Source organism: Telluria sp. BA11, from assembly GCF_056680305.1.
Map to the genome: position 1 here is coordinate 537,797 of NZ_CM155275.1, position 25,335 is coordinate 563,131.

Annotated in this window: 25 protein-coding genes; 15 read left to right on the forward strand and 10 right to left on the reverse strand. The window is 63.7% G+C overall.

The window, feature by feature from the left end; translation table 11 throughout:
- Positions 1 to 14: 14 nt before the first annotated feature.
- The 5 genes from AC1MGT_RS02290 to AC1MGT_RS02310 all read left to right on the forward strand — a co-directional run bounded on the left by AC1MGT_RS02290 (position 15) and on the right by AC1MGT_RS02310 (position 4,748).
- Positions 15 to 281 carry a hypothetical protein gene (locus AC1MGT_RS02290; protein ID WP_499502834.1) on the forward strand — a complete coding sequence of 89 codons (267 nt, stop codon included), beginning with the start codon at positions 15 to 17 and terminating at the stop codon, positions 279 to 281.
- A 107-nt stretch (positions 282 to 388) separates the two neighbouring features.
- A complete protein-coding gene (locus AC1MGT_RS02295; protein ID WP_183553194.1) occupies positions 389 to 1,282 on the forward strand; it encodes an SPFH domain-containing protein in 894 nt (297 codons plus the stop codon).
- A 12-nt stretch (positions 1,283 to 1,294) separates the two neighbouring features.
- Positions 1,295 to 1,489 (forward strand): type II toxin-antitoxin system antitoxin, encoded by a 195-nt coding sequence (locus AC1MGT_RS02300; protein WP_183553196.1) that lies wholly within the window; start codon positions 1,295 to 1,297, stop codon positions 1,487 to 1,489.
- Between the two features lie 43 nt (positions 1,490 to 1,532).
- Entirely contained in the window at positions 1,533 to 2,294 is a 762-nt protein-coding gene (fnr, locus tag AC1MGT_RS02305; RefSeq protein ID WP_499502835.1) for a fumarate/nitrate reduction transcriptional regulator Fnr, read from the forward strand.
- 171 nt (positions 2,295 to 2,465) lie between these two features.
- Complete coding sequence (locus tag AC1MGT_RS02310; protein WP_499502836.1) at positions 2,466 to 4,748, forward strand: penicillin-binding protein 1A; 2,283 nt, start codon at positions 2,466 to 2,468, stop codon at positions 4,746 to 4,748.
- Here the strand turns inward: AC1MGT_RS02310 and AC1MGT_RS02315 are convergent, their stop codons facing one another.
- Both AC1MGT_RS02315 and AC1MGT_RS02320 read right to left on the reverse strand, forming a co-directional pair.
- Complete coding sequence (locus AC1MGT_RS02315; RefSeq protein WP_499502837.1) at positions 4,749 to 5,585, reverse strand: metallophosphoesterase; 837 nt, start codon at positions 5,583 to 5,585, stop codon at positions 4,749 to 4,751.
- A gap of 64 nt (positions 5,586 to 5,649) precedes the next feature.
- Complete coding sequence (locus AC1MGT_RS02320) at positions 5,650 to 7,917, reverse strand: catecholate siderophore receptor Fiu (protein WP_499502838.1); 2,268 nt, start codon at positions 7,915 to 7,917, stop codon at positions 5,650 to 5,652.
- A 327-nt stretch (positions 7,918 to 8,244) separates the two neighbouring features.
- Between AC1MGT_RS02320 and AC1MGT_RS02325 the strand changes: the two genes are divergently transcribed.
- On the forward strand, positions 8,245 to 9,702 hold the full coding sequence (locus AC1MGT_RS02325; protein ID WP_499502839.1) for an SLC13 family permease: 1,458 nt from the start codon (positions 8,245 to 8,247) through the stop codon (positions 9,700 to 9,702).
- A 153-nt stretch (positions 9,703 to 9,855) separates the two neighbouring features.
- On the opposite strand, the gene AC1MGT_RS02330 is transcribed toward AC1MGT_RS02325, so the two are convergent.
- Complete coding sequence (locus AC1MGT_RS02330) at positions 9,856 to 11,568, reverse strand: methyl-accepting chemotaxis protein (RefSeq protein ID WP_499502840.1); 1,713 nt, start codon at positions 11,566 to 11,568, stop codon at positions 9,856 to 9,858.
- A gap of 95 nt (positions 11,569 to 11,663) precedes the next feature.
- Positions 11,664 to 12,617, reverse strand: a complete 954-nt coding sequence (locus AC1MGT_RS02335; RefSeq protein WP_499502841.1) for a MerR family transcriptional regulator — start codon at positions 12,615 to 12,617, stop codon at positions 11,664 to 11,666.
- A gap of 274 nt (positions 12,618 to 12,891) precedes the next feature.
- Here AC1MGT_RS02335 and AC1MGT_RS02340 point away from each other — a divergent pair, with 274 nt between their 5' ends.
- Entirely contained in the window at positions 12,892 to 13,416 is a 525-nt protein-coding gene (locus AC1MGT_RS02340) for a hypothetical protein (protein ID WP_499504244.1), read from the forward strand.
- A gap of 119 nt (positions 13,417 to 13,535) precedes the next feature.
- Here the strand turns inward: AC1MGT_RS02340 and AC1MGT_RS02345 are convergent, their stop codons facing one another.
- Entirely contained in the window at positions 13,536 to 13,943 is a 408-nt protein-coding gene (locus AC1MGT_RS02345; RefSeq protein WP_499502842.1) for a hypothetical protein, read from the reverse strand.
- On the opposite strand from AC1MGT_RS02345, the gene AC1MGT_RS02350 reads away from it, so the two are divergent.
- Positions 13,935 to 14,303 (forward strand): hypothetical protein, encoded by a 369-nt coding sequence (locus AC1MGT_RS02350; protein WP_499502843.1) that lies wholly within the window; start codon positions 13,935 to 13,937, stop codon positions 14,301 to 14,303. The two genes, AC1MGT_RS02345 and AC1MGT_RS02350, sit on opposite strands and share 9 nt — an antisense overlap.
- 89 nt (positions 14,304 to 14,392) lie before the next feature.
- Here AC1MGT_RS02350 and AC1MGT_RS02355 read toward each other — a convergent pair whose 3' ends face one another.
- The gene (locus AC1MGT_RS02355) at positions 14,393 to 16,225 is read right to left on the reverse strand and encodes a DUF885 domain-containing protein (RefSeq protein ID WP_499502844.1); all 1,833 of its coding nucleotides are present in this window, start codon (positions 16,223 to 16,225) and stop codon (positions 14,393 to 14,395) included.
- Between the two features lie 139 nt (positions 16,226 to 16,364).
- Positions 16,365 to 16,712, reverse strand: a complete 348-nt coding sequence (locus AC1MGT_RS02360) for a hypothetical protein (RefSeq protein ID WP_499502845.1) — start codon at positions 16,710 to 16,712, stop codon at positions 16,365 to 16,367.
- Between the two features lie 89 nt (positions 16,713 to 16,801).
- On the opposite strand from AC1MGT_RS02360, the gene AC1MGT_RS02365 reads away from it, so the two are divergent.
- Together AC1MGT_RS02365 and AC1MGT_RS02370 are read left to right on the forward strand one after the other, a co-directional pair.
- Entirely contained in the window at positions 16,802 to 17,767 is a 966-nt protein-coding gene (locus AC1MGT_RS02365; protein WP_499502846.1) for an arsenic resistance protein, read from the forward strand.
- Positions 17,768 to 17,882: 115 nt separating this feature from the next.
- Positions 17,883 to 18,365 carry a hypothetical protein gene (locus AC1MGT_RS02370; protein ID WP_499502847.1) on the forward strand — a complete coding sequence of 161 codons (483 nt, stop codon included), beginning with the start codon at positions 17,883 to 17,885 and terminating at the stop codon, positions 18,363 to 18,365.
- An 8-nt stretch (positions 18,366 to 18,373) separates the two neighbouring features.
- Here AC1MGT_RS02370 and hemN read toward each other — a convergent pair whose 3' ends face one another.
- Positions 18,374 to 19,807, reverse strand: a complete 1,434-nt coding sequence (hemN, locus tag AC1MGT_RS02375; RefSeq protein WP_499502848.1) for an oxygen-independent coproporphyrinogen III oxidase — start codon at positions 19,805 to 19,807, stop codon at positions 18,374 to 18,376.
- 79 nt (positions 19,808 to 19,886) lie between these two features.
- Positions 19,887 to 21,521: a methyl-accepting chemotaxis protein gene (locus AC1MGT_RS02380; RefSeq protein WP_499502849.1), complete on the reverse strand. Its 1,635-nt coding sequence runs from the start codon at positions 21,519 to 21,521 to the stop codon at positions 19,887 to 19,889.
- Between the two features lie 161 nt (positions 21,522 to 21,682).
- Between AC1MGT_RS02380 and AC1MGT_RS02385 the strand changes: the two genes are divergently transcribed.
- The 5 genes from AC1MGT_RS02385 (at position 21,683) to AC1MGT_RS02405 (ending at position 24,813) form a co-directional block, all read left to right on the forward strand.
- Positions 21,683 to 22,912 carry a metal-dependent hydrolase gene (locus AC1MGT_RS02385; protein ID WP_499502850.1) on the forward strand — a complete coding sequence of 410 codons (1,230 nt, stop codon included), beginning with the start codon at positions 21,683 to 21,685 and terminating at the stop codon, positions 22,910 to 22,912.
- An 88-nt stretch (positions 22,913 to 23,000) separates the two neighbouring features.
- The gene (locus AC1MGT_RS02390; RefSeq protein ID WP_183553225.1) at positions 23,001 to 23,396 is read left to right on the forward strand and encodes an MAPEG family protein; all 396 of its coding nucleotides are present in this window, start codon (positions 23,001 to 23,003) and stop codon (positions 23,394 to 23,396) included.
- Between the two features lie 93 nt (positions 23,397 to 23,489).
- The gene (locus tag AC1MGT_RS02395) at positions 23,490 to 24,050 is read left to right on the forward strand and encodes a universal stress protein (RefSeq protein ID WP_499502851.1); all 561 of its coding nucleotides are present in this window, start codon (positions 23,490 to 23,492) and stop codon (positions 24,048 to 24,050) included.
- On the forward strand, positions 23,954 to 24,322 hold the full coding sequence (locus AC1MGT_RS02400; RefSeq protein ID WP_499502852.1) for a universal stress protein: 369 nt from the start codon (positions 23,954 to 23,956) through the stop codon (positions 24,320 to 24,322). Before AC1MGT_RS02395 ends, AC1MGT_RS02400 begins: the two co-directional genes overlap by 97 nt.
- Positions 24,323 to 24,351: 29 nt before the next feature.
- Complete coding sequence (locus AC1MGT_RS02405; protein WP_499502853.1) at positions 24,352 to 24,813, forward strand: hypothetical protein; 462 nt, start codon at positions 24,352 to 24,354, stop codon at positions 24,811 to 24,813.
- Here the strand turns inward: AC1MGT_RS02405 and AC1MGT_RS02410 are convergent.
- Complete coding sequence (locus AC1MGT_RS02410) at positions 24,792 to 25,334, reverse strand: flavin reductase family protein (protein WP_499502854.1); 543 nt, start codon at positions 25,332 to 25,334, stop codon at positions 24,792 to 24,794. The two genes, AC1MGT_RS02405 and AC1MGT_RS02410, sit on opposite strands and share 22 nt — an antisense overlap.
- Position 25,335 lies beyond the last annotated feature (1 nt).

The following is a 25,335-nucleotide window of genomic DNA, read 5'->3' on the forward strand; positions in this document are numbered from 1 at the left end:
ACTAAAGGCACGTGATGAAAAAGACTGACATGGCAAAAGGCGACGCCAAGAAGATTCAAGGCCAGATGGCTGCCCGGGGCGCCGTCGTCGGCGCGCCAGCGAAAGAGGCGGCGCCGGATCGCCGCGAACAGCGCGAACGCGACCGCGCGCTGGGACTGGTGCCGTTCGCCGTCAAGCTCAATGGCGATCTGGTGGCGCAGCTGCAAACGCTGAGCAAAGAGCGCGGCGTCGAACTCAATGCGCTGGTAGCCGAACTGCTGCAAAAAGGCCTGGCCAACTAAGCACGATCCGCACGGTCGGGATGTTCGCAAAATCGCTTGACAATACTTTCTGGCAATCCTAAAGTGATATCACTTTGATGTCACACCCACCCAGAAGAGGTTCAAGCATGAACGCATCGCACACCCGCCGCGAAAAGGCATTTTCGTCCGCGAATGGCTACCTGGCCGCTTGCGCCGGCATTGTTTTCCTGCTGGGTGCAGCCTACCTGTTCAAGACTGGCGTCGAAACGCCCGCCGGCTTGCCGCTCCTGGGTGCCGTCGCGCTGGGACTGGCCGGTCTGCTCTGCCTGACAGGCCTGTTCATGCTGCAGCCGAACGAAAGCGCGATCCTCACCCTGTTCGGCAAGTACATCGGCACCGACCGCAGCGAAGGCCTGCGCTGGGCCTTCCCGCTGTACGTCAAGCGGCGCCTGTCGCTGCGCGCCCGCAACTTCAATGCACCCACGCTGAAGGTCAACGACAAGCGCGGCAACCCGGTGGAAATCAGCGCGGCCGTTGTCTGGCGCGTGCGTGACACGGCGCAGGCCGTGTTCGAAGTCGACGATTTCGAGCGCTACGTCTCCATCCAGGCCGAAGCAGCGCTGCGGCACCTGGCCTCGCAGTACGCGTACGACGAAGGCGAAGATCTGCCGCAGGGCGAGACCACGCTGCGCGCCGGCATGGACGTCGTTGCCGACGCCCTCAAGACCGAGTTGCAGGCGCGCTTCGAAGCGGCCGGTGTCGAGGTGCTCGACGCCAAGCTGACGCACCTTGCCTACGCCGCCGAAATCGCCCAGGTCATGCTGCGGCGCCAGCAGGCCGAAGCCATCATCAGCGCCCGCAGCAAGATCGTGCATGGCGCCGTGAGCATGGTCGAAGCGGCGCTGAAAGGATTGTCGGAGCGCGGCATCGTGGAGCTGGACGACGAGCGCAAGGCGGCGATGGTCAGCAATCTGCTCGTGGTACTGTGCTCGGACAAGGAAACGCAACCGATCATCAACACGGGCACGCTGTACAACTAGCGGCCGACCAGCATGGCAAGTCCAGGAAAAAAAGCATTCGCGCTACGCATCGACCCGGCGCTGTGGGATGAACTGCAGCGCCTGGCCGCGCGCGACCTGCGCAGCGTGAACGCGGAAATCGAATTCCTGCTGCGCGAAGGCCTGGCCCGGCGCGGCGTGAAACTGGCCGAACCAAAGGGCCAGAGCGATACTGACGGGGAAAGCTGACAGCGGGACTATAATCCGGGCTGAACCTCTGCCGGCCTATCCCATGATTCCAGCTTCCTCTTCCCCTTCCGAACCGCTCGTGAGCATCCAGGCACTCAAGTCCTGCGCCAGTTGCAGCATGCACCAGCTGTGTCTTCCGATGGGCCTGGAAGACGCCGACATCGTGCGCCTCGACCAGATCATCGGCCGGCGCCGGCGGCTGGCGCGCGACGAGCGCCTATACCAGGTGGGTGAGCCGTTTCGCAACCTGTATGCGGTGCGCTTCGGCCACTTCAAGACCTTCCAGATCAACGCCGCCGGCGAAGCCCAGATCACGGGCTTCCAGATGGCCGGCGAATTGCTGGGCATGGACGCAATCAGCGGCACCCACCATTGCGACGCCGTCGCGCTCGAGGACAGCGAAGTGTGCGAGATCCCGTTCGTGCGGCTCGAAGAACTGTTCGGCGAAGTGCCGGCACTGCTGCGCCACTTCCACCGCATCATGAGCCAGGAAATCACGCGCGAGCAGAACGTCATGCTTTTGCTGGGCAATATGCGCGCCGAACAGCGCTTTGCCGTCTTCCTGGTCAACCTGTCGGCGCGCTACGCGGCGCGCGGCTACTCAAGCACGCAGTTCCAGCTGCGCATGTCGCGCGAAGACATCGGCAATTACCTGGGCCTGACGATCGAGAGCATCAGCCGCCTGCTGTCGCGCTTCAAGAAACAGGGCTGGCTCGCCGTCGACAAGCGCGAGGTCACGCTGCTCGATCCGGTCAAGCTCAAGGCGCTGGCGGCGGGCACGGATGTGTGCAGCCCGATGGAATGACGCGGGGATCGATGCAGGTAGCGCCGGGCGCACCCTCGTAGCGCAAGTTGTAATACCCGGTTTCAAAGCCAGCAGGCGCAGCCAGGCGGACGTAAGATCGGCATCGAATCGTCGTGACGATTCACCGACGATTTATCGACGATGCCCTGACTACCTACCTGACTATTTGCCATGATGCCTGCCCGCCCGTTCCTTCCCTTGCTGTTGTCTGCACTGATCCTCGCTGCCCCGCTACCGGTGGACGCGTCGATCCTGCCCGAGGTGCCGGACATCAGCGCCGTCACCGACTACCGCCCCAAGATTCCGCTGCGCGTCTACAGTGCTGACAAGGTGCTGATCGGGGAATTCGGCGCCGAGCGGCGCGACTTCGTGCAGATCGCGAAGGTGCCCGCCCTGATGAAGACCGCCGTGCTGGCGATCGAAGACACGCGCTTCTACGAGCATGGCGGGATCGACTGGATCCGGGCACTGGGCGCGGCCAAAGCGAACATCACCGACTTCGGCAGCCAGGGCGCGTCGACCATCACAATGCAGGTGGCGCGCAACTTCTTTCTGTCGCGCGACAAGACGCTGCCGCGCAAGCTCACCGAAATCGCGCTGGCCTACAAGATCGAAAAGGCGCTGACCAAGGACCAGATCCTTGAGGTCTACCTGAACCAGATCTATCTGGGCCAGCGCTCGTACGGCTTTTCCAGCGCGGCGCGCACCTACTTCGGCAAATCGCTGAACGACCTGACACTGGCTGAAACGGCGATGCTCGCCGGCCTGCCGCAGAATCCTTCCAGCAGCAATCCGATCACGAACCCGGCGGCGGCAACGAAGCGCCAGCATACGGTCCTGCGCCGCATGTTCGAGTTAAAGGCGATCACCGAGCCGCAGTACCGGCGCGCGCTGGCCGAGCCGTTGACCCTCAGGCGTGACGGCGCCGGCTACGGCGGGCGCGCCGCCTGGGTCGCCGAGATCGCGCGCCAGGCTGTGCATACGCGCTTTGGCGCGGCGGCCTACGAACGGGGAATCACGGTGACGACGACCGTCATCGCCGCCGAACAGGAGGCCGCCTGGGATGCGGTGCGCCGCAACGTCGTGGCGTACGACCGGCGCCACGGCTACCGCGGCCCGGAAGCGCGCATCACGCTGCCGGCCGCGGGCGAGGCGCGTGACGATGCAGTGGCCGCCGTACTGCAGAAACGCCCGGCCGTGGACGGCTTCGTGCCCGCCGTCGTCGTCAGCGCATCGGCCAAGCGCGTACGGGCTGCCACGACGAGCGGCGAGACGATCGAGATCACCGGCGCTGGCCTGAAGTTCGCAGCAGGTGCGCTGGCATCTGCTGCGAAAGCCGGTGTGAAACTCTCTCCCGGCGCCGTCATCCGCCTGAGCAAATCGGAAGGCGACTGGGCGATCACGCAACTACCCGAAGTGGCGGCCGCCTTCGTCGCGGTCGACGCCGGGACGGGCGCCTACCGCGCGCTGGTCGGCGGCTTCGATTTTGGACTGAACAAGTTCAATCACGTGACGCAAGCCTGGCGCCAGCCGGGATCGAGCATCAAGCCGTTCGTGTATTCGGCGGGCCTGGAACGGGGCTTCTTCCCTGGCACGCCGATCCTCGATGCACCGCTCGACCTTGGCGGCGACAACGGCGCTGCCGGCTGGTCGCCGCGCAATGACGACAATACGTTTGAAGGTTTGGTAACGGTGCGCCATGCGCTGACGCGCTCGAGAAACGTGCCCACCGTGCGCATGCTGCAGGCGATCGGCGTGGACGACACGCGTGCGCATCTGGCGCAATTTGGCTTCGACGCCGCGCGCCATCCGCGCAACCTGACCATGGCCCTTGGCACAGGCGCCGTCACGCCGCTGCAGATGGCAGGCGCCTATACGGTGCTTGCCAACGGTGGTGACCGGGTCGAACCGTGGCTGATCGCCCGCATCCAGGATGGCGACGGCAAGGTGGTCTACGAACACGCCCGCAAGGAACCGGTTCGTGTGCTCGATGCGCGCAATGCCTTCATTACCGACAGCATGCTGCGCGACGTGGCGCGCGTGGGCACGGCTGCTGCTGCGTCACGTCAGCTCGGGCGGAGCGACCTGGCTGGCAAGACTGGCACGACGAGCAATGCGATCGACGGCTGGTTCGCCGGCTACAGCGGTCCGGTGGTGGCGGTGGCGTGGATGGGCTACGACGAACCGCGCTCGCTGGGCGGGCGCGAATTCGGCGCGACGCTGGCGCTGCCGATCTGGGTCGATTACATGCGCGTCGCGCTGGCCAACGCCCCAGAACGCGCGCCGCTGGTGCCCGATGGCGTCGTGAACGTCGCTGGCGACTGGGTGTATGCGGAGTATGCAGATCAGCAGTTGGAACAGCAGCAGCGGCAGCTGGAACAGCAGCCGGCCGAGGTGGACAGCATCGACACACTGATGGAGAACCTGTTGCAGGAACGTTCGCCGCGCGAGTGACTACAGCTCGATGACCAGCGCCGGACGATACCCTTCCTGCTCGCCCTTGCTCAGATACCCGAGCGGGTTGGCCACCACGCGGCAGCCCCAAGACAGCGGGCCGTCGCGGCCCTCGACCACGTAATCGTTCGCGCAGTGCAGGTGGCCATGCATCCACACCTGCGCGCGCTTGAACAACGCGTCCAGCGAATTGCAGAAGCCGGCCGTGCCGGGCGTCTTGCCGTAGCGCGGGTCGGCGCTTTCGAGGCTCGGGGCAAAATGCGTGACGACGACCGTCTTGCCCTCGAACGGCGTGGCCAGCGCCGCGCGCAGCCAGGCCTGGCAATCAAGCGAGAGCGCGCGGATGCCTTCGGCCAGCACCGGTTCCCCATCCTTGATGGTCGTGTTCTTGCTCAGATAGTAGTTCGCGGCGCGGAAGGCCTTGGTGCGCTGCTGCAGCTGCTTCGTCAGCGGCGCGCCCTCTTCCACCAGCGCATCGAAGTCGCTCCACAGCGTGGTGCCGATGAAACGCACGCCATCGATCGTGACGATTTCGCGATCGAGCCAGGTGATGCCCAGGCGCGTGCAGGTTTCCTGCAGGCGCGCGTAGGTGGCATCGTAGTCGAGCGCGTCGAATTCGTGGTTACCGGGGATGAACAGGACCTGCGCCTGCGCCAGGGCAGGCACGAGGAGCGGTGAAAAACGTTCCAGCCCGAAGTCCTGCGTGAGCAGGCGCGAGCCGGGTTGGTACGAGCCGATGTCGCCGGCCAGCACCACGACATCCGTGCCGGGGAGGATCTGCGGCTGGAAGTCGGGGTACCGTTCGAGGTGGAGGTCGGAAAAAAGCTGTATGCGCATGGCCGGCGAGTATAGCGCAAGCGCCCTCCGCCGGCCCGCAACGCACGCGGGTCAGAAGCCGATTTCAGAACCCGATATTGGCCGTCAGGCTGGCCGAACGCGCCACGCCCGGCGTGTAGCGGTAGCCGCTCTTGTTGATCGCGACGACGTATTTTTCGTCGGTCAGGTTATAGACGTTCAGGCGCAGGTCGATGTTCTTCGTCAAGCGGTAACCCAGCATCGCATCGACCACCCAGTACGAATCGGTGTAGGCCGGGGTGCCGATGGCGCCGTCGGTGCCGCGTTTGAGCTTGTCCGAGAAGCGCGCGCCGCCGCCGATGCGCAGGCCCCATGGCAGGTCGTACGAGGTCCAGGCGGTGAACGATTGCTTCGGCGTGTAGGTCAGGCTGTTCTCCCCCGAGGCAGTCACGTTGCGGCCACGTTCGACGCTCGTGTCCATGTAGACGTAACCGGCGCTGACGAGCCAGTGCGGCGCCAGTTCGCCCGTTGCGCCCAGCTCGATGCCCTGCACGCGCTTCTCCCCCGTCTGGTAATACTGCAGGTTGACCGGATCCTGCTCGACCTCGTTCTTGACATCGGTGCGGAACAGCGCGCCCGACAGCGACAGCTTGGACTTGAGCAGATCGAGCTTGCCGCCAAATTCGGTGGTGGTCGACTCTTGCGGATCGTAGATCGGATTCTGCGCGCTGTTGGCATTGCCCGAGACGGTGAAGTTGCCGCCCGGTGGCTGCTTCGAGCTGGCCACCATCGCATACACGCTGCTGTTGGCGGTCGGCTTGTACAGGGCCGACAGCTTGCCGTTGACCAGGTTGTCGCCGACCTTGAAGCGGTTCGGCACGAGCACGTTGTTGGTCAGCGCCACGGTCGAATAATCGGCGCGGAAATGATCGACCCGCACGCCGCCATTGATGATCCAGCGCTCGCCGATCTTGGCGGTGTCAAACACGTACAGGCTCTGGGTATCGACCTCGCCTTCGTTATAGGCGCCGGTGCGGCGCGCATTCACGGGCGTGGTCGGGGCGTCGTTCGGGTTCGGGTTGTAGATGTTCGCAGCCGGCAGCGTGCCCAGACCCGTCAGGCCCCAGGTGGTCTGGCGCTCGCTGGTCAATTCCAGGCCAGCCACGAGCGTGTGCTTGACCGCGCCGGTGTCGAACTGCGACGTCAGCGTCGTCACGTTGGTCAGGATTTTATTTTCCTGATCCTTGCCGGTGCGGATGCTGCGCGCCAGCGTCCACGTGTTCGGGTCGGCCGGGTTCGGGGTGCCCAGGTTGGCGGCGCTGGTCAGGAACGCGCTCAGCAAGTAGTCCTGCGACGTCTTGCCGTAGCGGCTCGTGTTCTGCAGCTTCATCGTCGGCGAGAAGTCATGCTCGATGCGCACCGTGGCCATGTCGGCCTTCACGTCGTCATAGTCGCCGGTCGAGCCATAGAAGTTCTTCGGATCGACCTTCTTGCCGTCGGTGACAAAAGGTCGGGTGCGGTCCGGGCTCGTGTAGCCAGGCAGGCCGATGACGTAGACGCCACCGTCGGGGATGTTGTTCTGGTCGACGTGCAGGTAGTCCAGATGCACGCGCGTGGCGCCGTTCAGGCCAAAGCCGATGCTCGGCGCGATTGCCCAGCGCTTGTTTTCGACCACGTCGCGCGAGGCACTGCCCGCGTCCTGGGCCAGCACGTTCAGGCGCAGCGCGATGCCGCGCTCTTCGTTCAGCACTTTGTTGACGTCGGCCGTGACGCGCTTTTGCGAGCCGCTGCCGCCGGTGATCGCAGTGGACATAGCGTCCGTCATGCTGGCCTTCTTCGACACCAGGTTGACCGAGCCGGTTGGCGAGCCGCGGCCATTGTCGGTGCCCGCCGGGCCCTTGAGCACTTCGATCTGTTCGAGGTTGAAGACGTCGCGCGAGATCGAGCCGATGTCGCGCACGCCGTCGACGAAAATGGAGCTCGACGTATCGAAGCCGCGCATGAGGATCGCGTCGCCGGTGGTGGTGTTGCCGTTCTCGCCCAGGAAGAATGCGCCCACGCCTGGCGTGTTGCGCAGCGCTTCGGTGAGCGTCAGGGCGCCCTGCTGCTCGAACAGTTCTTTCTTGATGACCTGGAGCGTCTGCGCGGTATCGACCAGGCGCTCGGTGTACTTGGGCGACGACGCCTGTTCGGCGCGGAACGCGTTTTCGTATTTGCCGACGATCTCGACCTTGGTTTCTGGAACGACGTCGACGGGGGCCGCTGCATCGATGCCGGCTGCCTGCGCGCCGAGCGGCAGCAGGACAGCGGCCAGCGCGGTGCGCATGACCTGGTTGCGGGTGGACGAATGCTTGCGGCTTGTTATTGCTTTCATGGCGAGGCGGTCTCTTCGGTATGAGTGGGTGGAAACACTGCTTGAAAAACAATGATTCTAACGGGAATGTAAGGACATGTAAACGATAATCATTATCATTTGCATTCGTACCACAGCAACTTGAAACGGGTCAATACCCACGGAAGCATGCGGTTGGCCACACATGCCGCATGCCAAAAGTGTGCAGTCAGAACCAGTTGTTGGTGAGACTGAGTGCGATTCCTATCAATTTCTTTGTGGGAGGAGTTGGTCGAGGACACGGTAGATTGGCGTGCAGCTGCCTTCACCCTGTTAGCATGTCAGGCATCCAGGATAAAAGGAGAGACAATGAGTGATGTGCGCACTCCGGAAAATGCCCCCCCGTCGCGGGCCGCGAGTATAGGCTTGTGGCTGGGCCCGGCCTGGCTGTTGATGGTTCTGCTCACGCCTGCCCCTGCGGAAATGCCCATTACCGCTTGGCACTGCGTCGGTCTCGCTCTGTTGATGGCGACCTGGTGGGCGACCGAAGCGATCCCCATACCCGCCACCTCACTGCTTCCCATCGTGCTTGTCCCCATGCTTGGCATTGCGAAGCTTGATGTGACAACAGCCACGTACGGGAATCCGATCATCTTTCTTTTTCTTGGCGGCTTCCTCCTCGGCATTGCCATGCAGCGCTGGAACCTGCACCGGCGCATTGCGCTTCGTGTGCTGCTACTGGTGGGATCGCAGCCGAAAAACCAGATCGGCGGCTTCATGATCGCCACCGGCTTTCTCAGCATGTGGGTGTCCAATACGGCGACCGCCATCATGATGTTGCCGATCGGGCTGTCGGTCGTCAGCCTCCTGGGGGCGGATAACGATGAGGCGGAGACAGAGCGCTACGCCACTGCGCTGCTGTTGGCAATCGCCTACTCCGCCAGCATCGGCGGCATCGCGACCCTGATCGGCACCCCGCCGAATGCATTGCTGGCTGGCTATTTGGCGAAAAATCACGGAATCGACATTGGTTTCGCACAGTGGATGGCGATAGGCTTGCCGGTCAGCATAGTAATGATGGCCATTACCTGGTGGTGGCTGACGCGCGGTGGCTTCAAGTTCCGCACTGATAGCGACAGTGCGGGTGTGCTGCGTCGCGAATTGGCGCGGCTGGGCCCACTCAGTCCTGCGGAGCGTCGCGTGGGCATCGTCTTTGCTGCCGCTGCCGCAGCCTGGATGGTGCGTCCCATGCTCAATGATGTCGGCGTTGCATGGCTGTCTGACACAGCAGTTGCACTGATTGCCGGCATCACACTGTTTCTCGTACCAAGCGGCACCGGCGGCAACACGCGCTTGCTGGACTGGGAGGCAGCACAGAAGCTGCCATGGGGTGTATTGCTGCTGTTCGGCGGCGGTCTGGCGCTGGCAGGCGTGGTCAAGAGTTCCGGCCTGGCCGAATGGATTGCCATGCAGTTGTCGGTATTCAACATACTTCCGCTGCTACTGCTGGTCGGGATCATCGTACTGGTGATTATCTTTCTCACCGAGATCACCTCCAACACTGCAACCGCAGCAGCTTTCCTGCCCTTGCTGGGTGCCCTTGCGGTCTCCCTCGACATCGACCCGCTTCTGATCACGGTTCCTGCCGCCATCGCAGCAAGCTGCGCATTCATGATGCCGGTGGCAACCCCGCCCAATGCGATTGTATTTGCAACCGGGCATATGAAAATCCAGTCCATGATCCGTGCTGGACTTTTCCTCAATGTGGTTGGCACGGTATTCATTACTTTTCTGGTCGTCTTCCTGATCAAAGCGTTCTGGATCTGAAGGATGGATAAGTTCAGCTTTTGTCTTCACGGACAGGATTGATATCAGATCTGACATACGGGCACTGCCTCTGCACTAAACCAACCGTATCCATCCGACTGGAATACGTGTTTGTGTTGAGCTTGCGTCCGAATGCCAGATCTGCCACATCAATCAGCCTGATACCTCCATGCGCGCGCCTCTTAGGCTGAGAACAGGGTTTCTCGGGGTTGTCTTACGGATTGCGGCAACAGGCTTGCGTGCAACCGGTGTGGGCGAGCCACTGGCAACCGGCTGCACGTTGCCGCCTCGCGTTGTCTGCGCACCCGAAACCAGTTTGAAACTGTCGACCAGCTGGGTCAATTTTCCTGCCTGGCTCTGCATGTTTTCGGCAGCGGCTGACGCTTGTTCGACCAGCGCCGCATTTTGCTGCGTCACCTCATCCATTTGCGTGATCGCATGGTTGACCTGTTCGATGCCTTCACTTTGCTCCTGGCTGGCCGAGGTGATGTCGCTCATGTAGCCGGCGACCTGCTGCACCTGTGTGACGATTTCATCCATCGTCTTGCCGGCATCGTCAACCAGCTTGCTGCCGGCTTCAACTTTCTCCACCGAGTCGCCGATCAGGGACTTGATCTCTTTGGCGGCGCCTGCGGAGCGCTGCGCAAGATTGCGCACCTCGGCGGCCACCACGGCGAAGCCGCGGCCCTGTTCACCGGCGCGCGCCGCCTCGACTGCTGCGTTCAGGGCCAGGATGTTCGTCTGGAATGCGATGCCGTCGATGACGCCGATGATATCGACGATCCTGCGCGAGCTTTCCCTGATCGACCCCATCGTGCCGACCACCTGGCCAACCGCCTTGCCGCCTTTTATCGCCGTTTCGGAGGCAGACGCAACCAGTCGGTTCGCCTCGCGTGCACTGTCAGCGTTCTGTTTGACGGTGCTCGTCAGTTCTTCCATCGAGGAGGCGGTTTCCTCCAGCGAACTCGCCTGCGATTCAGTGCGTGCCGACAGGTTGGCATTGCCAGTTGCGATTTCCGCCGCACCGATATTGACGACATCGGTGGCTTCCTTGATCTGGCCGACCAATAGCTTCACATTCGTTTGCAGCACGCGCAGCGTTTGCATCATCTGCGCAAACTCGTCGTCACCATTGGCGTCGATCCTGGCACTCAGGTCGCCAGCGCTCATTCGTTCGATATCCTGTTTGACGTTTCGCAGTGGCACGACGACGGCGCGGTACAGCAGGAATCCGGACACCAGTCCCAGGACGATGCCGAGAACGGAAGCAGCGACCGACCACGCGTCGAATTGCTGGTTTCCAGACGCCGAGAACAGCAGATTTGCGATGAACAACAGCGTCAGCAGACCGGACGACAGCATGATTTTCGACCTGATCGACAGGATCGCCAGCAAGTCGAAGCGCCGGAAGAATGAGCGTGCAACGATCGAGCCGCCGTGCACCTCGAATTCGTTGCTGCCACTCTTGATCGCCCGATAGGCCTGCTCGGCGGCAGCCACCTGCTCCCGGCTCGGCTTGACCCGAACCGATGTGTAGCCGACCATTTTGCCGTCTTCCAGCATCGGCGCTGCATTGGCCTCGACCCAATAATAATCGCCGTTCTTGCAGCGATTTTTCACCATGCCAGTCCATGCTTTTCCAGCCTTGATCGTGCTCCAGAAGTCCTTGAACGCTTCCGCCGGCATATCCGGATGCCGCACGATGTTTTGGGGGGAACCGATGAGTTCTTCTTCCGAAAATCCGCTGATTTTGCAGAAATCATGGTTGACGTACGTGATATTTCCGTTCAAGTCAGTTTTGGAAACAACCGTTTCCGTCTCCTTCAGGATGTATTCGGAATTGGTAACTGGCATATTGGTTCGCATGGCTGTCTCCCTGGATAGTGCGTTGTCATTCAATCGAGCTGTATTACATTGTCATTGGCGCGTTTGGGCCGCCGGTGCCATGTCAGTACTGCACATCAGCGTTCGGCATTCGATGGCAGCGGATTGGGTGGCCGCCTTGACCGCTGCGAATACTTTGCCCGGCCATACTTACGCACTGCATCGATCACATCGTGCAAGGTCAGCAATAACCTGATGCCTCTGGGCGAACGGTCCAATCCTGTCGCACCTGCACCGCCTATCCAGATTTCCATGCTCTGCGGTACCACGCTGCGCAGTTCTTTTAAATAAGGAAGAATCCGTCGCTTTGGAAATGCTGCGCTAAAGCATAGACAGACGATATCCGCGCGATAATCGGCGGCGGCAATTGGTATTTCTTGAACAGGCGTCTCGGGGCCCAACGAAATGCAGCACGCGCCGTGTAGCGATGCCAAACCATTCACCATCAGGATGCCCAGCGTATGCAGCTCGCCAGATGGCGTCGTGATCAACATGCGGGGGCGGCCGTCGGGTTTTGTTACCTGTGATATTGCCTCTCGGATCAAGCCCTGTATCATTTCTGAATACACATGCTCATCTCGAATGCCGATTTTTCCTTCTTCCCAGGCTGTTCCGACAGCGCCGTTCAGCGGACACATCACTTCCAGGACAAATTTTTCCAGGCCGAGGTGTCCGACTTCCTGCCTGAGTCGGGATTCCAGAGCGATGCGGTCCCGCGACTCAAGCAGCGTCATCAACTCGTTCACTACCTGGGATTCTGTAGCAGGCACTGATGTCGCGATGCTCTGTTCGTGGAGCAGCGATTGCAACGCTTCCTCGCTCATTGGCACCAGCTGGGACGGACGCATGCCGTTGTCGATCAGCCGTTTGATCAGCTTGAGGCGTGCCGTTTGGTGCGCCGCGTAGACCCGATGGCCGCTGGCGTCTCGCTCTGGCACAGGAAAACCATAGCGTTCTTCCCACTTGCGTAACACTTCCTTCGAAATGCCACTATCAAGGGAAATTGCTGCAATTGTGCAAACATCCGACATGGAAACCTCGGTCTTTATCTAAATGTCTTAGACAAAAGTATGATTTATTCCTTGTTCTAGTGCAACATGTATTTACGTATGCAATTTATTATTGCGAACAATTAACTTTAGAATATAAGTGGATTGTTCGATAATGTCGCAACTACTCCCAGCATTGGGGTCTGCGTTTGAGATCGGGTCAGGCCTCGTATTCAGTCAGTGACGATTACGAACCGACAGTTTTCCAAGCTGAGGCTAACAGCCGGGTTCCGCCAAGAGCGAACATTTGAGTCAGATGCGCTGGTTTCCCATTCACTGCAATGCGTCGATCAATCAGACCGAGGTGCCAATGCGTCGCTACGAGCTCACGTTATTTGCCGATTATCACCAGTTCTACATTCAGGACGAGAAAGCCGACGGCGACCTCTCTGATGCCTGGACCGATGCTGCCGTCGAACGTCTTCTGGCGGTTGCCCCAGGTACTGTCGGAATCGGCACAGTCAGGAATGTTGACGTGCCCGTGACGATCTCCGTCCTGGAGCGAGAGCCGGTACTCGACGCCGACAAGTTCGATCACATCGTCGAATGCTCTGTCGCAGTGGAAACCGGAACGATCGTCGCGGCAGGCTGCACGGATTATTTTCCAGACGCAGTGCGCATCAAACTACCGGCAGTTTCTTACCGTGTTCGTGCCAGCTTTGAAGGGCTTGACTCCGTGTCAGCGAATGGGCTTGTGGGCAGCGACCATTACCACCTCCAGCTTTGGCCTGCCCCACTGGGTCCGGTCCAGGTACGCAAGCGACGTGGTGGACGCCGCTGAACGTCATGTTGCGATACCCGCTTCGGAGCGATTCACGTCTGTTGTGACAGTGGGTGACTTTTACTACCGGGCAATCTGATACGCTGAGGCAATCGGCCAGGTTCGGTCAATCGTCGTTATTAAACACTGGGGAGGCCGACTATGTCAGCACGCTCATGGCTTGGGTACATTGCTGCATTCTTTTTGGGAATGCTCGCCATGCTTCCGTATTTCCTCTTCGGCGGAACAGCCTCGTCGAGACTGTTCATCTGGTGCAAGTTAATAACCTGTGCGACTCTTTTATTCAGTCCACTGAGGCTCTTGGGACGACCGCAGTTTCGACTGGTGCCCATCTTCTGCTTGCCGGTCGTCGCACTCAGTTCGGCAATTGGCCTTCCGGGACCACACGCTTTATCCACCGGACTGCAAATTATTGCAGAGCCAATTTTATGCGTCTGGATTGGGGCATTGCTCGCCTGGATTGCGTTAAGCTTCAGGTCATCCAACGCAGTCATCCCGACACCACCACGAACGAATTCATGAAACATCTTGCTGTCGCTGTTGCGCTCATCCTGTGTTCACTCCAGGCTGTTGCATGCCCCTTGTCCGAGGCTTTATCGACCCGTTATGGCATCTCGTTCTCAGGTTTTAAAACGCCGATTCCGGCAGCGACAGCGCCGGACATGACGGATTCTGGATCATTCATTCGGTTTACGGTTCGGGACAACAGCAAGGTGGCAGATGGCTTCCGCCACACGATCGTCATGAACACCAAGACAAAGACAGCGTGGGTCCTTCGCACTGGCGGTTTCGCCAGCGTGTATGACTGGTTCGGCCCGGTGGATGCGCGTCATGTCTCGATCCAGAATTGCAGGTCGGACCATATGTCAGCGAACATACGCGGCTAATGAAACATCCCCGCGCAGGCCAGGCCTGCGCGGGGATGTCGTCATCACACCAACTCTGTAAATAACGCGCTAACGCACTGCGCCCGCCATCACGCCTTCTTCTGCCCCGCAATCCAGTTGTCCACCAGATTACCCAGCACATCCAGCGGCACCGACCCGGCGCCCAGCACCAGGTCATGGAATGCCGGCAGCGAGAACTTGTCGCCCAGTTCGGTCTGCGCCTTCTGGCGCAGTTCCAGGATGCGCAGCATGCCGATCATGTAAGCATTGGCCTGGCCCGGCCAGACGATGTAGCGCTCGGTCTCCTGCACGCCCATGCCGTAGTCGATCGCCTGCTGACGCGTCCAGTTCTTGGTATGCAGACCGGTGTCGGCCACGAGGCGGCGGGCGCGGAACAGTTCCGACCCCAGCGCGCCGAGCAGGCCCGGCACGTCGCCTTCATACCAGCCCTGCTCGACCGCCAGGCGCTCGGTGTAGAGCGCCCAGCCTTCCGAGTGCGCGCTACCGCCGCTGAAGATGCGCTGGCTGCGGAACTTCGGCAGATCTTTCATCTCCTGCTGGATCGCGAGCTGGAAGTGGTGGCCCGGCACGGCCTCGTGGTACGACAGGCTGCGCATGCGGATCATCGGGAACGTCGGGCCGACCAGCGGCACCCAGAAGATGCCCGGGCGCGTGCCATCCGGCGCCGGCATGCTGTAGTGGGCCGCGGCCGACGGCTCCGTCATCGGCGGGACGCGGCGCACATCGACCGGTGCGCGTGGCTTCAGGTTGAACAGCGGCGCACTACGGCGCTCGGCGTCGCGCACCATCTCGTTGTAGCTGGCGATGATGCCCGGGCGTGGATCGCCCTCGCCTTTCGGCTGGAAGCGCGCGTCGAGCTGCTTCATGCGCGCTTCGATGCCGCCTTCGCTCAGGCCCAGCGACTTCAGATGCTTGTCCATCTCCGCTTCGATGCGCGCCACTTCGCGCAAGCCGATCGTGTGGATCTCGTCGGCGGTGAGCTTGGTGCTGGTGAAGTTTTCCAATGCGCGGGCATACGCGGCGGCGCCGTTCGGCAGGCGCGAAATGCCGGCCACGTCGGTGGTCGCCGGATGGATCTCGGCCATGAAGGCCTGCACGCGTGCATAGGCCGGGCGCACTTTCGTCTCGACGATCCTGGTGGCGCGGGCGATGGCGGCGCTGCGCGCTTCCGGGGTCAGGTCTTTCAGCCCGGCGCTGCGCTCGGTCAGCGACGTCACGAACACGTTCTCGGCCGCCGGGGGTTTCAGGAAGTGGTCGACCTGGAACTGCGCGCGCTCGAGGATGAAGCGCGGCGGGATCAGCTTCTTGGCCGCGGCGCCCCGTGCGCGCACCAGCGCTTCGTCCATGCGCATGCCCACCTGGTCCAGGCGCGCCAGGTAGCTGTCGACGTCCTGCTTGTTGCGCATCGGGTGCGTGTTGGTCATGAAGTTGACCAGGCCATTCTGCACGCCGCTGAACTGCGAGAACACGAAGTTGTAGTCTTCGAACGGCTCGTTTGCGATCACGTTTTCCAGCGACCAGCGCATCACCGATGCCGAGATCTTCTGGGTCGCGTCCAGCGGGGCGTTCTTGAAGCCATCGAGGCGCTTGAGGCCTTCGCGGGCCAGCGCCACGGCCTTCTGGCGATGCGCGGCGGTCAGTGGCGTCAGTTCGCGATCCAGACGCGCCTGCTCGGCGCCGCTGAAGTACTGGGTCGACGTGGCCGATTGTGGCGACAGGCGCACCCAGTCTTCGGCGAAGCGGTCGGCCCAGACGTTGAACGCGGCGTCCGGTTTGCTCGCGCTGGCCTGCGCGACGGGCGCCGGCGCGGCTGCTGCCGGCAAGGCCACCCCGGCAAGCATGGCGGGAACAAACAGGGCGGCGATGATGGCGCGCGTGCTGCGCTGGCGGGTCAATGGCATGTCGTGGGCTTCCTTGTGATTGTCTGTCGTCGGCGGTGGCTGCTTTTTGCCGTCAAGAATCTAACATGGAAGTAAACAGATCGACAACATGGGTGTTGCGGTACGGCGTAAGTACCGCGCTACCGACAACGATCGTCCGTCAATCGGTGTAACCGCGCGCCGCCGTGATCATCCGGTCCTTGAAGACGCTCTCGCCGCAGTAACACAGCAGCGCGGCTGCGATGCAGGCCAGCACCTTCCAGCCCAGCAGCAGGCTGCCGATGCACACCACGGCTGCGCCGATGGCGAGGCGGATTGCGAAGGTGCGCCGCGTCATGCCGAAGACGAAACGGCTGCGCGGTCGCGTGTGCAGGAACACGACGAACATCAGCCAGTAGGCAATCGCATAGACAAAATACAGCAGCGCGCCGATGCCCAGCGCGAAGCCGACACCGGGCACGCGAAAAGCCAGCAGCCCGCCAAGGCCAAGGGCCAGCCAGTACAACATGAGGTTCCGGTACTGCACATGTTCTCCCGATCGATCGACAGCGGCATCTTACAATACCGCCACCATTCATCCGACGAGGCGACACACCCATGCAGGCATTGCGCGACAAGCTGGAACACCGGCAGATCGCCATCTACTTCGGCGCCGTTGCGATGGCCGCCATCGTGGCGGGCTTGACGCCGGCAACCTCCAGGCTGGCCGCCGTCGTCAATCCGGCCCTGGCCTTCATGCTGTTCGTGACCTTTCTGCAGGTGCCGCTGGCGCAACTTGGCAGCGCCTTCACGCACCTGCGCTTCCTGGCCGCGCTCCTGGTCACCAACTTTCTCGTCGTTCCCCTGCTGGTCGCGTGCCTGCTGCCGCTGACGCCGCCCGACCCCTTGATCCGGCTTGGTGTTCTGCTCGTGCTGCTCGCCCCCTGCATCGACTACGTGGTCACGTTCTCGCACCTGGGTCGCGCCGATGCGCGCGCCCTGCTGGCGGCAACGCCCGTGCTGCTGGTGGCGCAGATGGCGCTGCTGCCGGTCTACCTGCGCATCCTGCTGGGCGACGCTGCCGCCTCTCTGATCCAGCCGGCGCCATTCATCGACGCCTTCCTCTGGCTGATCGCCGCACCGCTAACACTGGCGGGCGCCGTGCAGTATTGGGCAGCGCGCACGCGCACCGGTGCGCAGGCCGCCGCGGTGCTGAGCGTGCTGCCGGTGCCGGCCACGGCGCTCGTGCTGTTCGTCGTGGTGGCGTCCGTGCTGCCGCAACTGGGTCAGGCGCGCGCAGCCGCGCTGGCCGTCATCCCCGTCTACTTTGCCTTCGCAGTGCTGGCGCCACTGGCCGGCTGGTTTGTCGCGCGGCTGTGCCGGCTGACAGCGCCCGCTGCGCGCGCCGTCGCCTTCAGCGGCGCCACGCGCAACTCGCTCGTGATCCTGCCGCTGGCGCTCGCCGTGCCGGGCGCGCTGCCGCTGCTGCCGGCGATCATCGTGACCCAGACGCTGGTCGAACTGATCGCCGAACTGGTCTACGTGCGCGCCATTGCACGCCTGGGCGCCGGCGACGCCGACTGACGCTTGGGCCAGCGCAGAGCCTGGTGCGGCGTCTTGGCGTGACCTGCCCGGCATCAAGGATGATCCATCGGCGCAAGGCCATGATGTTTCCATATGGAAACCAATGGAGACTGCCGTGGAAACCCTTCTTGAGGTCGCACCGGATGCGCCCCCGACGACGCCCAGCAAGGCCTGCACCCTCGACGCGAGCCTGCCCCTGTGGAATCCGCGCGCGGCGACGTATCTGGGCCTGCTGCTCTCGCCTGCCTTCAGTGCCTATATCCACATGTGCAACTGGGATACGCTGGGCGAAGACGACCAGTCTCTCGAAGCGCGGGCCTGGTGCTGCATGTTGCTGGGTTACTTCGTCACGTTCGGCGTCCTGCTTGGCGTGAGCGACATCGTCGGACGCAACCTGGCCCCGCCCGTCTCGGCCACGATCGGCCTGCTGGCGGGCTGGCATGTCTGGGGTGGTCGCGCCCAGGAACGCTATGTCGCGGTCATTACGGGCGGTGCCTACACGCGTCGCCCGTGGTATGGCGTCATCCTGGCGGCGCTGGGCGTGCTGGCGGTGCTGGTCGTGTTGGTGGCGGTCGTGGTGCGCGTCGTACGGGGCTGACGCAGCGCCTAGATCGTGCGCGAAAAGCGCGGCCCACCGACCTGCTGGCCAAGGTAGTGATCGAACACCATGCACAGGTTGCGGATCAACAGGCGCCCCTTGGGCGTGACGCTGATCCACGCGTCGTCCACCTGCACCAGGCCATCGGCCTGCATCTCGCACAGCGCCGCCAGTTCGGCCGCGAAGTAGTCGGCGAACACGATCGGAAACGCCTGCTCGATGGCGGCGACCGACAACTCGAACTGGCACATCAGCTTCTGGATGATCGCGCGGCGCAGCAGGTCGTCCATGCCCAGACGGATGCCGCGCTGGAGCGGCAGCGCGCCGGCGTCGATCAGCGCGTAGTAGTCCTCGAGCGTCTTGGCGTTCTGGCTGTAGGTCGCGCCCACGGCGCCGATGCTCGACACGCCGCACGCGACCAGGTCGGCGTCGGCATGCGTGGAATAGCCCTGGAAGTTGCGGTGCAGCCGGCCCTGGCGCTGGGCCACGGCAAGGTCATCGCCCGGCTTGGCGAAATGGTCCATCCCGATATACACATAGCCGGCCGCCCCCAGGCGCTCGATGCACAACTGGAGCATGCCGAGCTTGATGTCGGTATCCGGCATGTCGGCCTCCAGGATGCGCCGCTGCGGCTTGAACAGGTGCGGCATGTGGGCATAGTGGTAGACCGAGATGCGGTCCGGGCTGGCCTGAATGACCTTCTCGAGCGTCTGCGCCATGCTGACCAGCGTCTGCTTGGGCAAGCCGTAGATCAGGTCGATGCTCACCGAGCGGAAACCGGCGGCGCGCGCGGCGTCGATGATGGCCACGGTCTCGGCTTCGGGCTGGACGCGGTTCACGGCGCGCTGCACGTCCGGATCGAAATCCTGCACGCCCAGGCTGATGCGATTGAACCCCTGCTGGCGCAGGCTGTGCACCCGCTCGGGCGACACGGTACGCGGATCCACCTCGATCCCGTACTCGCCAAGAGCATCCGGCGCAAAACGGAAGCTGGCCTGCAGATGCGCCATCAGGTCGTCCATTTCTTCGTCGAGCAGAAAGGTCGGCGTACCGCCGCCAAAGTGCAGTTGTTCGACCTCGTTCATGCCGGCAAACAGCTGGCTTTGCATCGTGATCTCGCGCTTGAGGTAATCGAGGTAGGTGGCGGCCCGCTCGTGCTTGCGCGTCACGATCTTGTTGCAAGCGCAGTAATAGCAGACCGTGTCGCAAAATGGGATGTGCACATACAGCGACAGCGGACGCCCGCCGCGCTGGCGCCGCGCTGCGACAGCGGCGAGATAGTCGCCGGGGCCGAAGTCGGCGCCGAAGCGGTCGGCAGTGGGATACGAGGTATAGCGCGGCCCCGACTTGCCCAGGCGGGCCAGCAAGGCACCATCGAACTGGGCGGCAGGAAAGACGATGGCGGAACGTACCGCAGGAGGGATTTCGGCGTGACCCGGCATGATGAACAACTCCAGCAAAAATTTTCAGCAAACTGCGGCAATGATCGCGTTGCAGGAAGCAACGCGGCGCCAACAGCGATCAGCTTATTGATCCATGCCGGATGAATCCATGCGGTGCATCAAACGCGGCCAAGTCGGCTGTAGCCGCCCTCCCCGTGCTCCGGAATTTGAAGACCGACAGCGCCAGCGACAGGCGCGCCGCCTCATCGGCCACGTTGCCCGAGGCCGCAGCGGATTCCTCGACCTGGGCCGCATTGCGCCGCGTGATCGCATCGAGTTCGACCATGGCCGCATTCACGCCGTCGATTTCCAGCGCCTGCTCGCGGCTCGCAGCCGTGATCGCACTCATGATTGCGGCCGCATCCGCCACCTTGCCCACCACGTCGCGCATCGTCTGGCCGGCGGCGCCCACCAGCTGGCCGCCCTGGCCCACGTGCGCCCGTGACGCTTCGATCAGTCCCGTGATTTCGCGGGCGGCGCCGGCCGTGCGCTGGGCCAGGCTGCGCACCTCGCCGGCCACGACCGCAAATCCCCGGCCCTGCTCGCCGGCGCGGGCCGCTTCCACGGCAGCGTTCAGCGCCAGCAGATTGGTCTGGAACGCGATGCCGTCGATCAGACCGATGATGTCGCCGATCCGGCTCGACGAGGCGCTGATTTCCTGCATCGTCGCGCCGACCCGCTCGACGGCCTGACCGCCATGCCCGGCGACGGTGGTTGCATCCAGCACCATGCCATCGGCGCGCACGGCGCTGTCCGTGTTGCGGCTTGCTGCCTCGGCGATCGTGCCCAGGCTGCCCGCGGTCTGTTCCAGGCTCGCGGCCTGCGCTTCGGTGCGGCTGGCCAGATCGGCATTGCCGGCGGCAATCGCGCGGGTGGCGTGTTCGATCGAGCTGACGTTGTCGCGCACGTCGCCGATGATTGCCGTCAGGTTGACGGTCAACTGGCGCAGCGCCAGTTGCAGGCGGCCCATCTCGCCACTGCCGGCCGCCGACGTGGGCGCCGGGTGCGCCAGGTCGCCGCCGGCCAGCGCGTGAACGGTGGCGATCGCGTCGTGCAGCGGCCGCACGATACTGCGTTGCAGCCCGTACCAGGCCGCCAGCGTCGCCAGCGCGCCCACGCCGGCGGCCGCGCGCCAGACGCCGCCCCCCGCCGCCAAGCCCAGCGCCGCCAACAGCAGCGCCTGACCGCCCATCAGCCAGGCGAGCCGCTGACCGAGCGGCGCATCGCGCAGCAAACGCAGCAGACGCTTCAGGCCCAGACCAGTACGCACGACGCGCCCCCGCACAATGGCCAGTCCGCGCGCCTCGTTATCCGTAAACTTGCGGTACAGCGCGCCGGCCGTCTCGACCTGTTCGCGCGTGGGCGCAGTGCGCACCGACATATAGCCCGTTATCTGGCCGTGCTCGCGGATCGGCGCCACATTGGCCACGACCCAGTAGAAGTCGCCATTCTTGCGGCGGTTCTTGACCAGGCCAGTCCACGGCTCGCCGCCCTGCAACGTGCGCCACATGTCGGCGAATGCCTCGGGCGGCATGGTCGGATGGCGCACCAGATTGTGGGCTTTGCCCAGGAGCTCGGCTTCGGAAAAACCGCTGACCTCGACGAAGCTCGGGTTCACATAGGTGATGCGGCCCTTGGTATCGGTTTTCGAGACGATCGACTGCCCCGGTTGCAACCGGTATTCGGTCGTGGTGACGGGCTGGTTGTGACGCACTGCGCTCTCCTTAAAATTTCCTTAATGCAATTTTTTGATTGTACGGACAACTTTCCGAAAAAAATTTGATCTGGATCAAAAATGGGCAGGTCACTTCCCTGTAGCGCGTGCGTGATCATTGGCTGGGGTCAAGGTGTTGCTTTTCAGGATAAACTTTGCAAATGGATAATTTGACCCACTCCCTCGTCGGCCTGGCCCTCGGCGAACTCGTCGACCGCGCCCTGCCTGCCCACCCCGATCCGCAGCGCGGGCGCACCCGTCGCCGCGTCCTGCTGGCCACCGGCGCGCTCGCCAGCAATTTCCCCGACCTGGATCTGGTGCTCACGCCGCTGCTGGCCCCGCCGCTGGGTTATCTGCTGCATCACCGGGGGCACACGCACACGCTGCTGTTCGCGCTGCCGCAGATCGCCCTGCTGCTGGGCCTGATGTGGCTGCTGTGGCCGGGCGCGCGGCGGCTCATGCAGGGCGACCGGACGGCGCGCAACGCGATTCTTGCCACGGCCGCGCTCGGCATGGTGCTGCACCTGTCATTCGATTTTTTGAACGTGTACGGGGTGCACCCGTTCTATCCGCTCGATGCGCGCTGGCTGTATGGCGACATCGTGTTCATCGTCGAACCCGTGTTCTGGACCGCCCTGGGCGTGGCGCTGGCGCTGCAGGTGCGGGGGCGCGTGCTGCGCCCGCTGCTCACCGGGCTGATGCTCGCCGCGCCTGTGCTGTTTTTCGCGATGGGCTTCCTGCAGTGGGGTTCGCTCGTTGGCGTGCTGGTGCTGGCCGGTGTGGTCGCGCTGGCGTCGCGCCGGGGCGGCGCCGCCGGCCTTGTCACGGCAATCGTCGCCTGCATCGGTTTCATCGCCATCCAGGGAGTGGCCGGGCACCTGGCGCGCGAACAGATCCGCAGCGCACTGGCCCAGGTGGAACCGGGCAGCCGCGTGCTCGACATGCCGTTGTCGGCGTTCCCGTCCAACCCGCTGTGCTGGTCGTTCGCGACCGTGACCGACAATGGCGGCGCCGGCAGTTACGCGATCCGCCTTGGCGTGCTGAGCCTGGCGCCGGGTGTGACGGGCGTGGACGCCTGCCCCGCCCGCTTTGGCGGCATGCCGGGCAGCGCGCCCGCCGAATTCGCCTGGAAGTATCGCGAAGGCGGCAGCCTGGCCGGCTTGCGCGGCCTGCAGCGCGACAATTGCCAGTTCGACGCGTGGCTGCGCTTTGCGCGCGTGCCGTCGCTGATCGACGGCAAGGCCACCGACATCCGCTTTTCTGCACCTGGCGAAGACAATTTCTCGACGCTGCCGTACGGTGCGATGGCCAGCCAGCCATGTCCGGCGCCCGTGCCCCAGTGGGGGCGTCCACGGGGCGACCTGCTGGGCGAGGGGCAGGCTCGCCCCTGACCTTCCAGCGGGCCGGTCAGCAGTGCGCGCCTGAACACGGGAAAGGCGCGACACTGCTCCCGTCTACCCACATAACAAGGAAACAACAATGACGACCGAACTGACCCTGCTGGCCTGGACCCTGGTGCTGGCCCTGGTCCAGATCATGCTGACCGCCAACCTGCGCACCGCCGAGACCGGCATCCAGTACAACGCCAGCGCCCGCGACGGTGAAGCCCCGCCACCGCGGCCCGTCACGGCGCGCCTGCAACGCGCGCAGGCCAATCTGTTCGAGACGCTGCCGCTGTTCATCGGCGCCGTCCTGATCGCGCACGTGTCGGGCAGCGAAGGCGACCTGACGCTGTGGGGCTGCTGGATGTATCTGATCGCGCGCATCGTCTACATCCCGCTGTATGCGGCCGGGATTCCGTACGTGCGCTCGCTCGTGTGGCTGGTGTCGCTGGCCGGCCTGGTCATGGTATTGGCGGCTGTGCTGACTGCTTGACCTGCATCAAACGCGCGCCTGACATGGGCGCGCGCCGGGCGTATGCTTTTCGTGTCGTGCATCGTTGCACGCCCCATACGAACGGAGTCAACCATGTTCAAGACTATCCTGCTGCAGGTCGACGGCGGTGCGGGCCAGGCCAGCCGGTTGCGCGCGGCGGCAGTGCTGGCCGAGATGCACGGCTCCCACCTCGTCGGCGCCGGCGCCACCGGTATCTCGCTGGCCAACTATGCGGTGCTCAATGGCGGCATGGCCGTGCCACTGTCCGACCGCGCATTCGAGGCGCTGCGTGACGATGTCCGCATCCGGCTTGACGCGTTCATCGAGCAGGCGCAACGCCTCGGGATCGTCGGCGCCGAAACGCGCCTGTTCGAGGGCAGCACGCACGACGGCCTGCTGCTGCAGTCGCGCTACGCCGACCTGATCGTCGTCAGCCAGCCAGACCCCAACGATCGTTTCGGCGTCGAACATGGCCTGCCGCAGACCCTGGCACTGGGCGGTACACGTCCCGTATTGGTGGTGCCACCGCCTACGACGGCGCGCCGATCGCCGGCAACGTGCTGGTTGGCTGGGATGGCTCGATGCCGGCCCAGCGCGCCATTTGCGCCGCCCTGCCCCTGCTCGCGGGTGCCGGCAGCGTCACGCTCGGGCTGATCAACCCCGAACGCCAGTCCGAGCTGCACGGCGACGAACCGGGTGCGGATATGGCGCTGTACCTGGCGCGTCACGGCGTGAAGGTCAATGTCGCCGTCGCGCATACCCGTGCACGGGAGAGCGACGCGCTGATCGACATGGCGGGCGAGGTCCACGCAGGCCTCATGGTGACGGGCGCCTTTGGCCACAGCCGCTACCGCGAATGGTTCCTGGGCGGCGTCACGCGCGACCTGCTCGGTAGCGCGCCGGTGCCGCTGCTGATCGCGCACTAATCGCGCACTGATCGCGCACTGATCACACCATGGGCTTTCGCCATTATCCGGGCGGCGGGGCGGGCGCCATCGGCGCCGCCATGCGCCATGCCCGGCGCCGCCTGTGCGTGCGCCTGGCGTGTGCGCTCGATCCTGCCCGCACGCCGGATGCCGATTTCGTGCGCGAGTTTACCGTGCTCGTGGCCATGGTCGAAGCGGGATTCCGGCACGAAGAAACGATGATGGAATTGCTCGACTATCACCGTCGGCACGATCACCTGGCCGACAACGCCGTCGTCCTGGCGGCGCTGCACCGCGCCTTGCCGCTGATCGAAGACGGCGACATCGCGCTCGGCCGGCGGCTCGTTGCGGCGCTGCTCGACCTGCTGTCGCTCCATCGAATTTCCACCGACCTCGCGCTGGTGACGATGCCCGGCGCGCCCCCGGGCCGCCAGGGCAGCCACCTGGCGGGCGCACTGAAGCGGCGCGACTACTTCAAGCCGTCGCGCTGACGCCGGATCACCTTGCCCGCCACCATGAACGTGCCATCTCCCTTGTAATGCAGCGTCTCCGGATGCCGCGGCCGCGCCGCCGCGCGCGCCGCCACCACTTCCCAGATGAAAAAGCCGTAGCGCTCGACCAGGCTGTCGTCATGCAGCCGGCACTCGAACTGGGCATGGCATTCGCGAATGGACGGCGCTGCCACCAGCGCGCTGGCCTCCGGCGTCAGGCCGAACGCGGCGAACTTGTCGGTGTCGACACCGGACGTCGAGCCCACGCCCAGCACCGCCTCGAGCTGGCTGCTGGTCGGCAGGTTGATCACGCATTCGCCGCTGGCGCGGATCAGGCCGTGGCTGTGGTTGGCGGACGAGATCACGCAGCCGATCAAGGAAGGGCTGAATTCCATCACCGTGTGCCAGCCCATCACCATCACGTCGCGCTCGCCCGCGTGGGCGGACGTGACCAGCACCACCGGTCCCGGCTCCAGGAAACGGCGCACCTCGTCCAGCGGCAGGTCAGGTTTGCGCGCCATC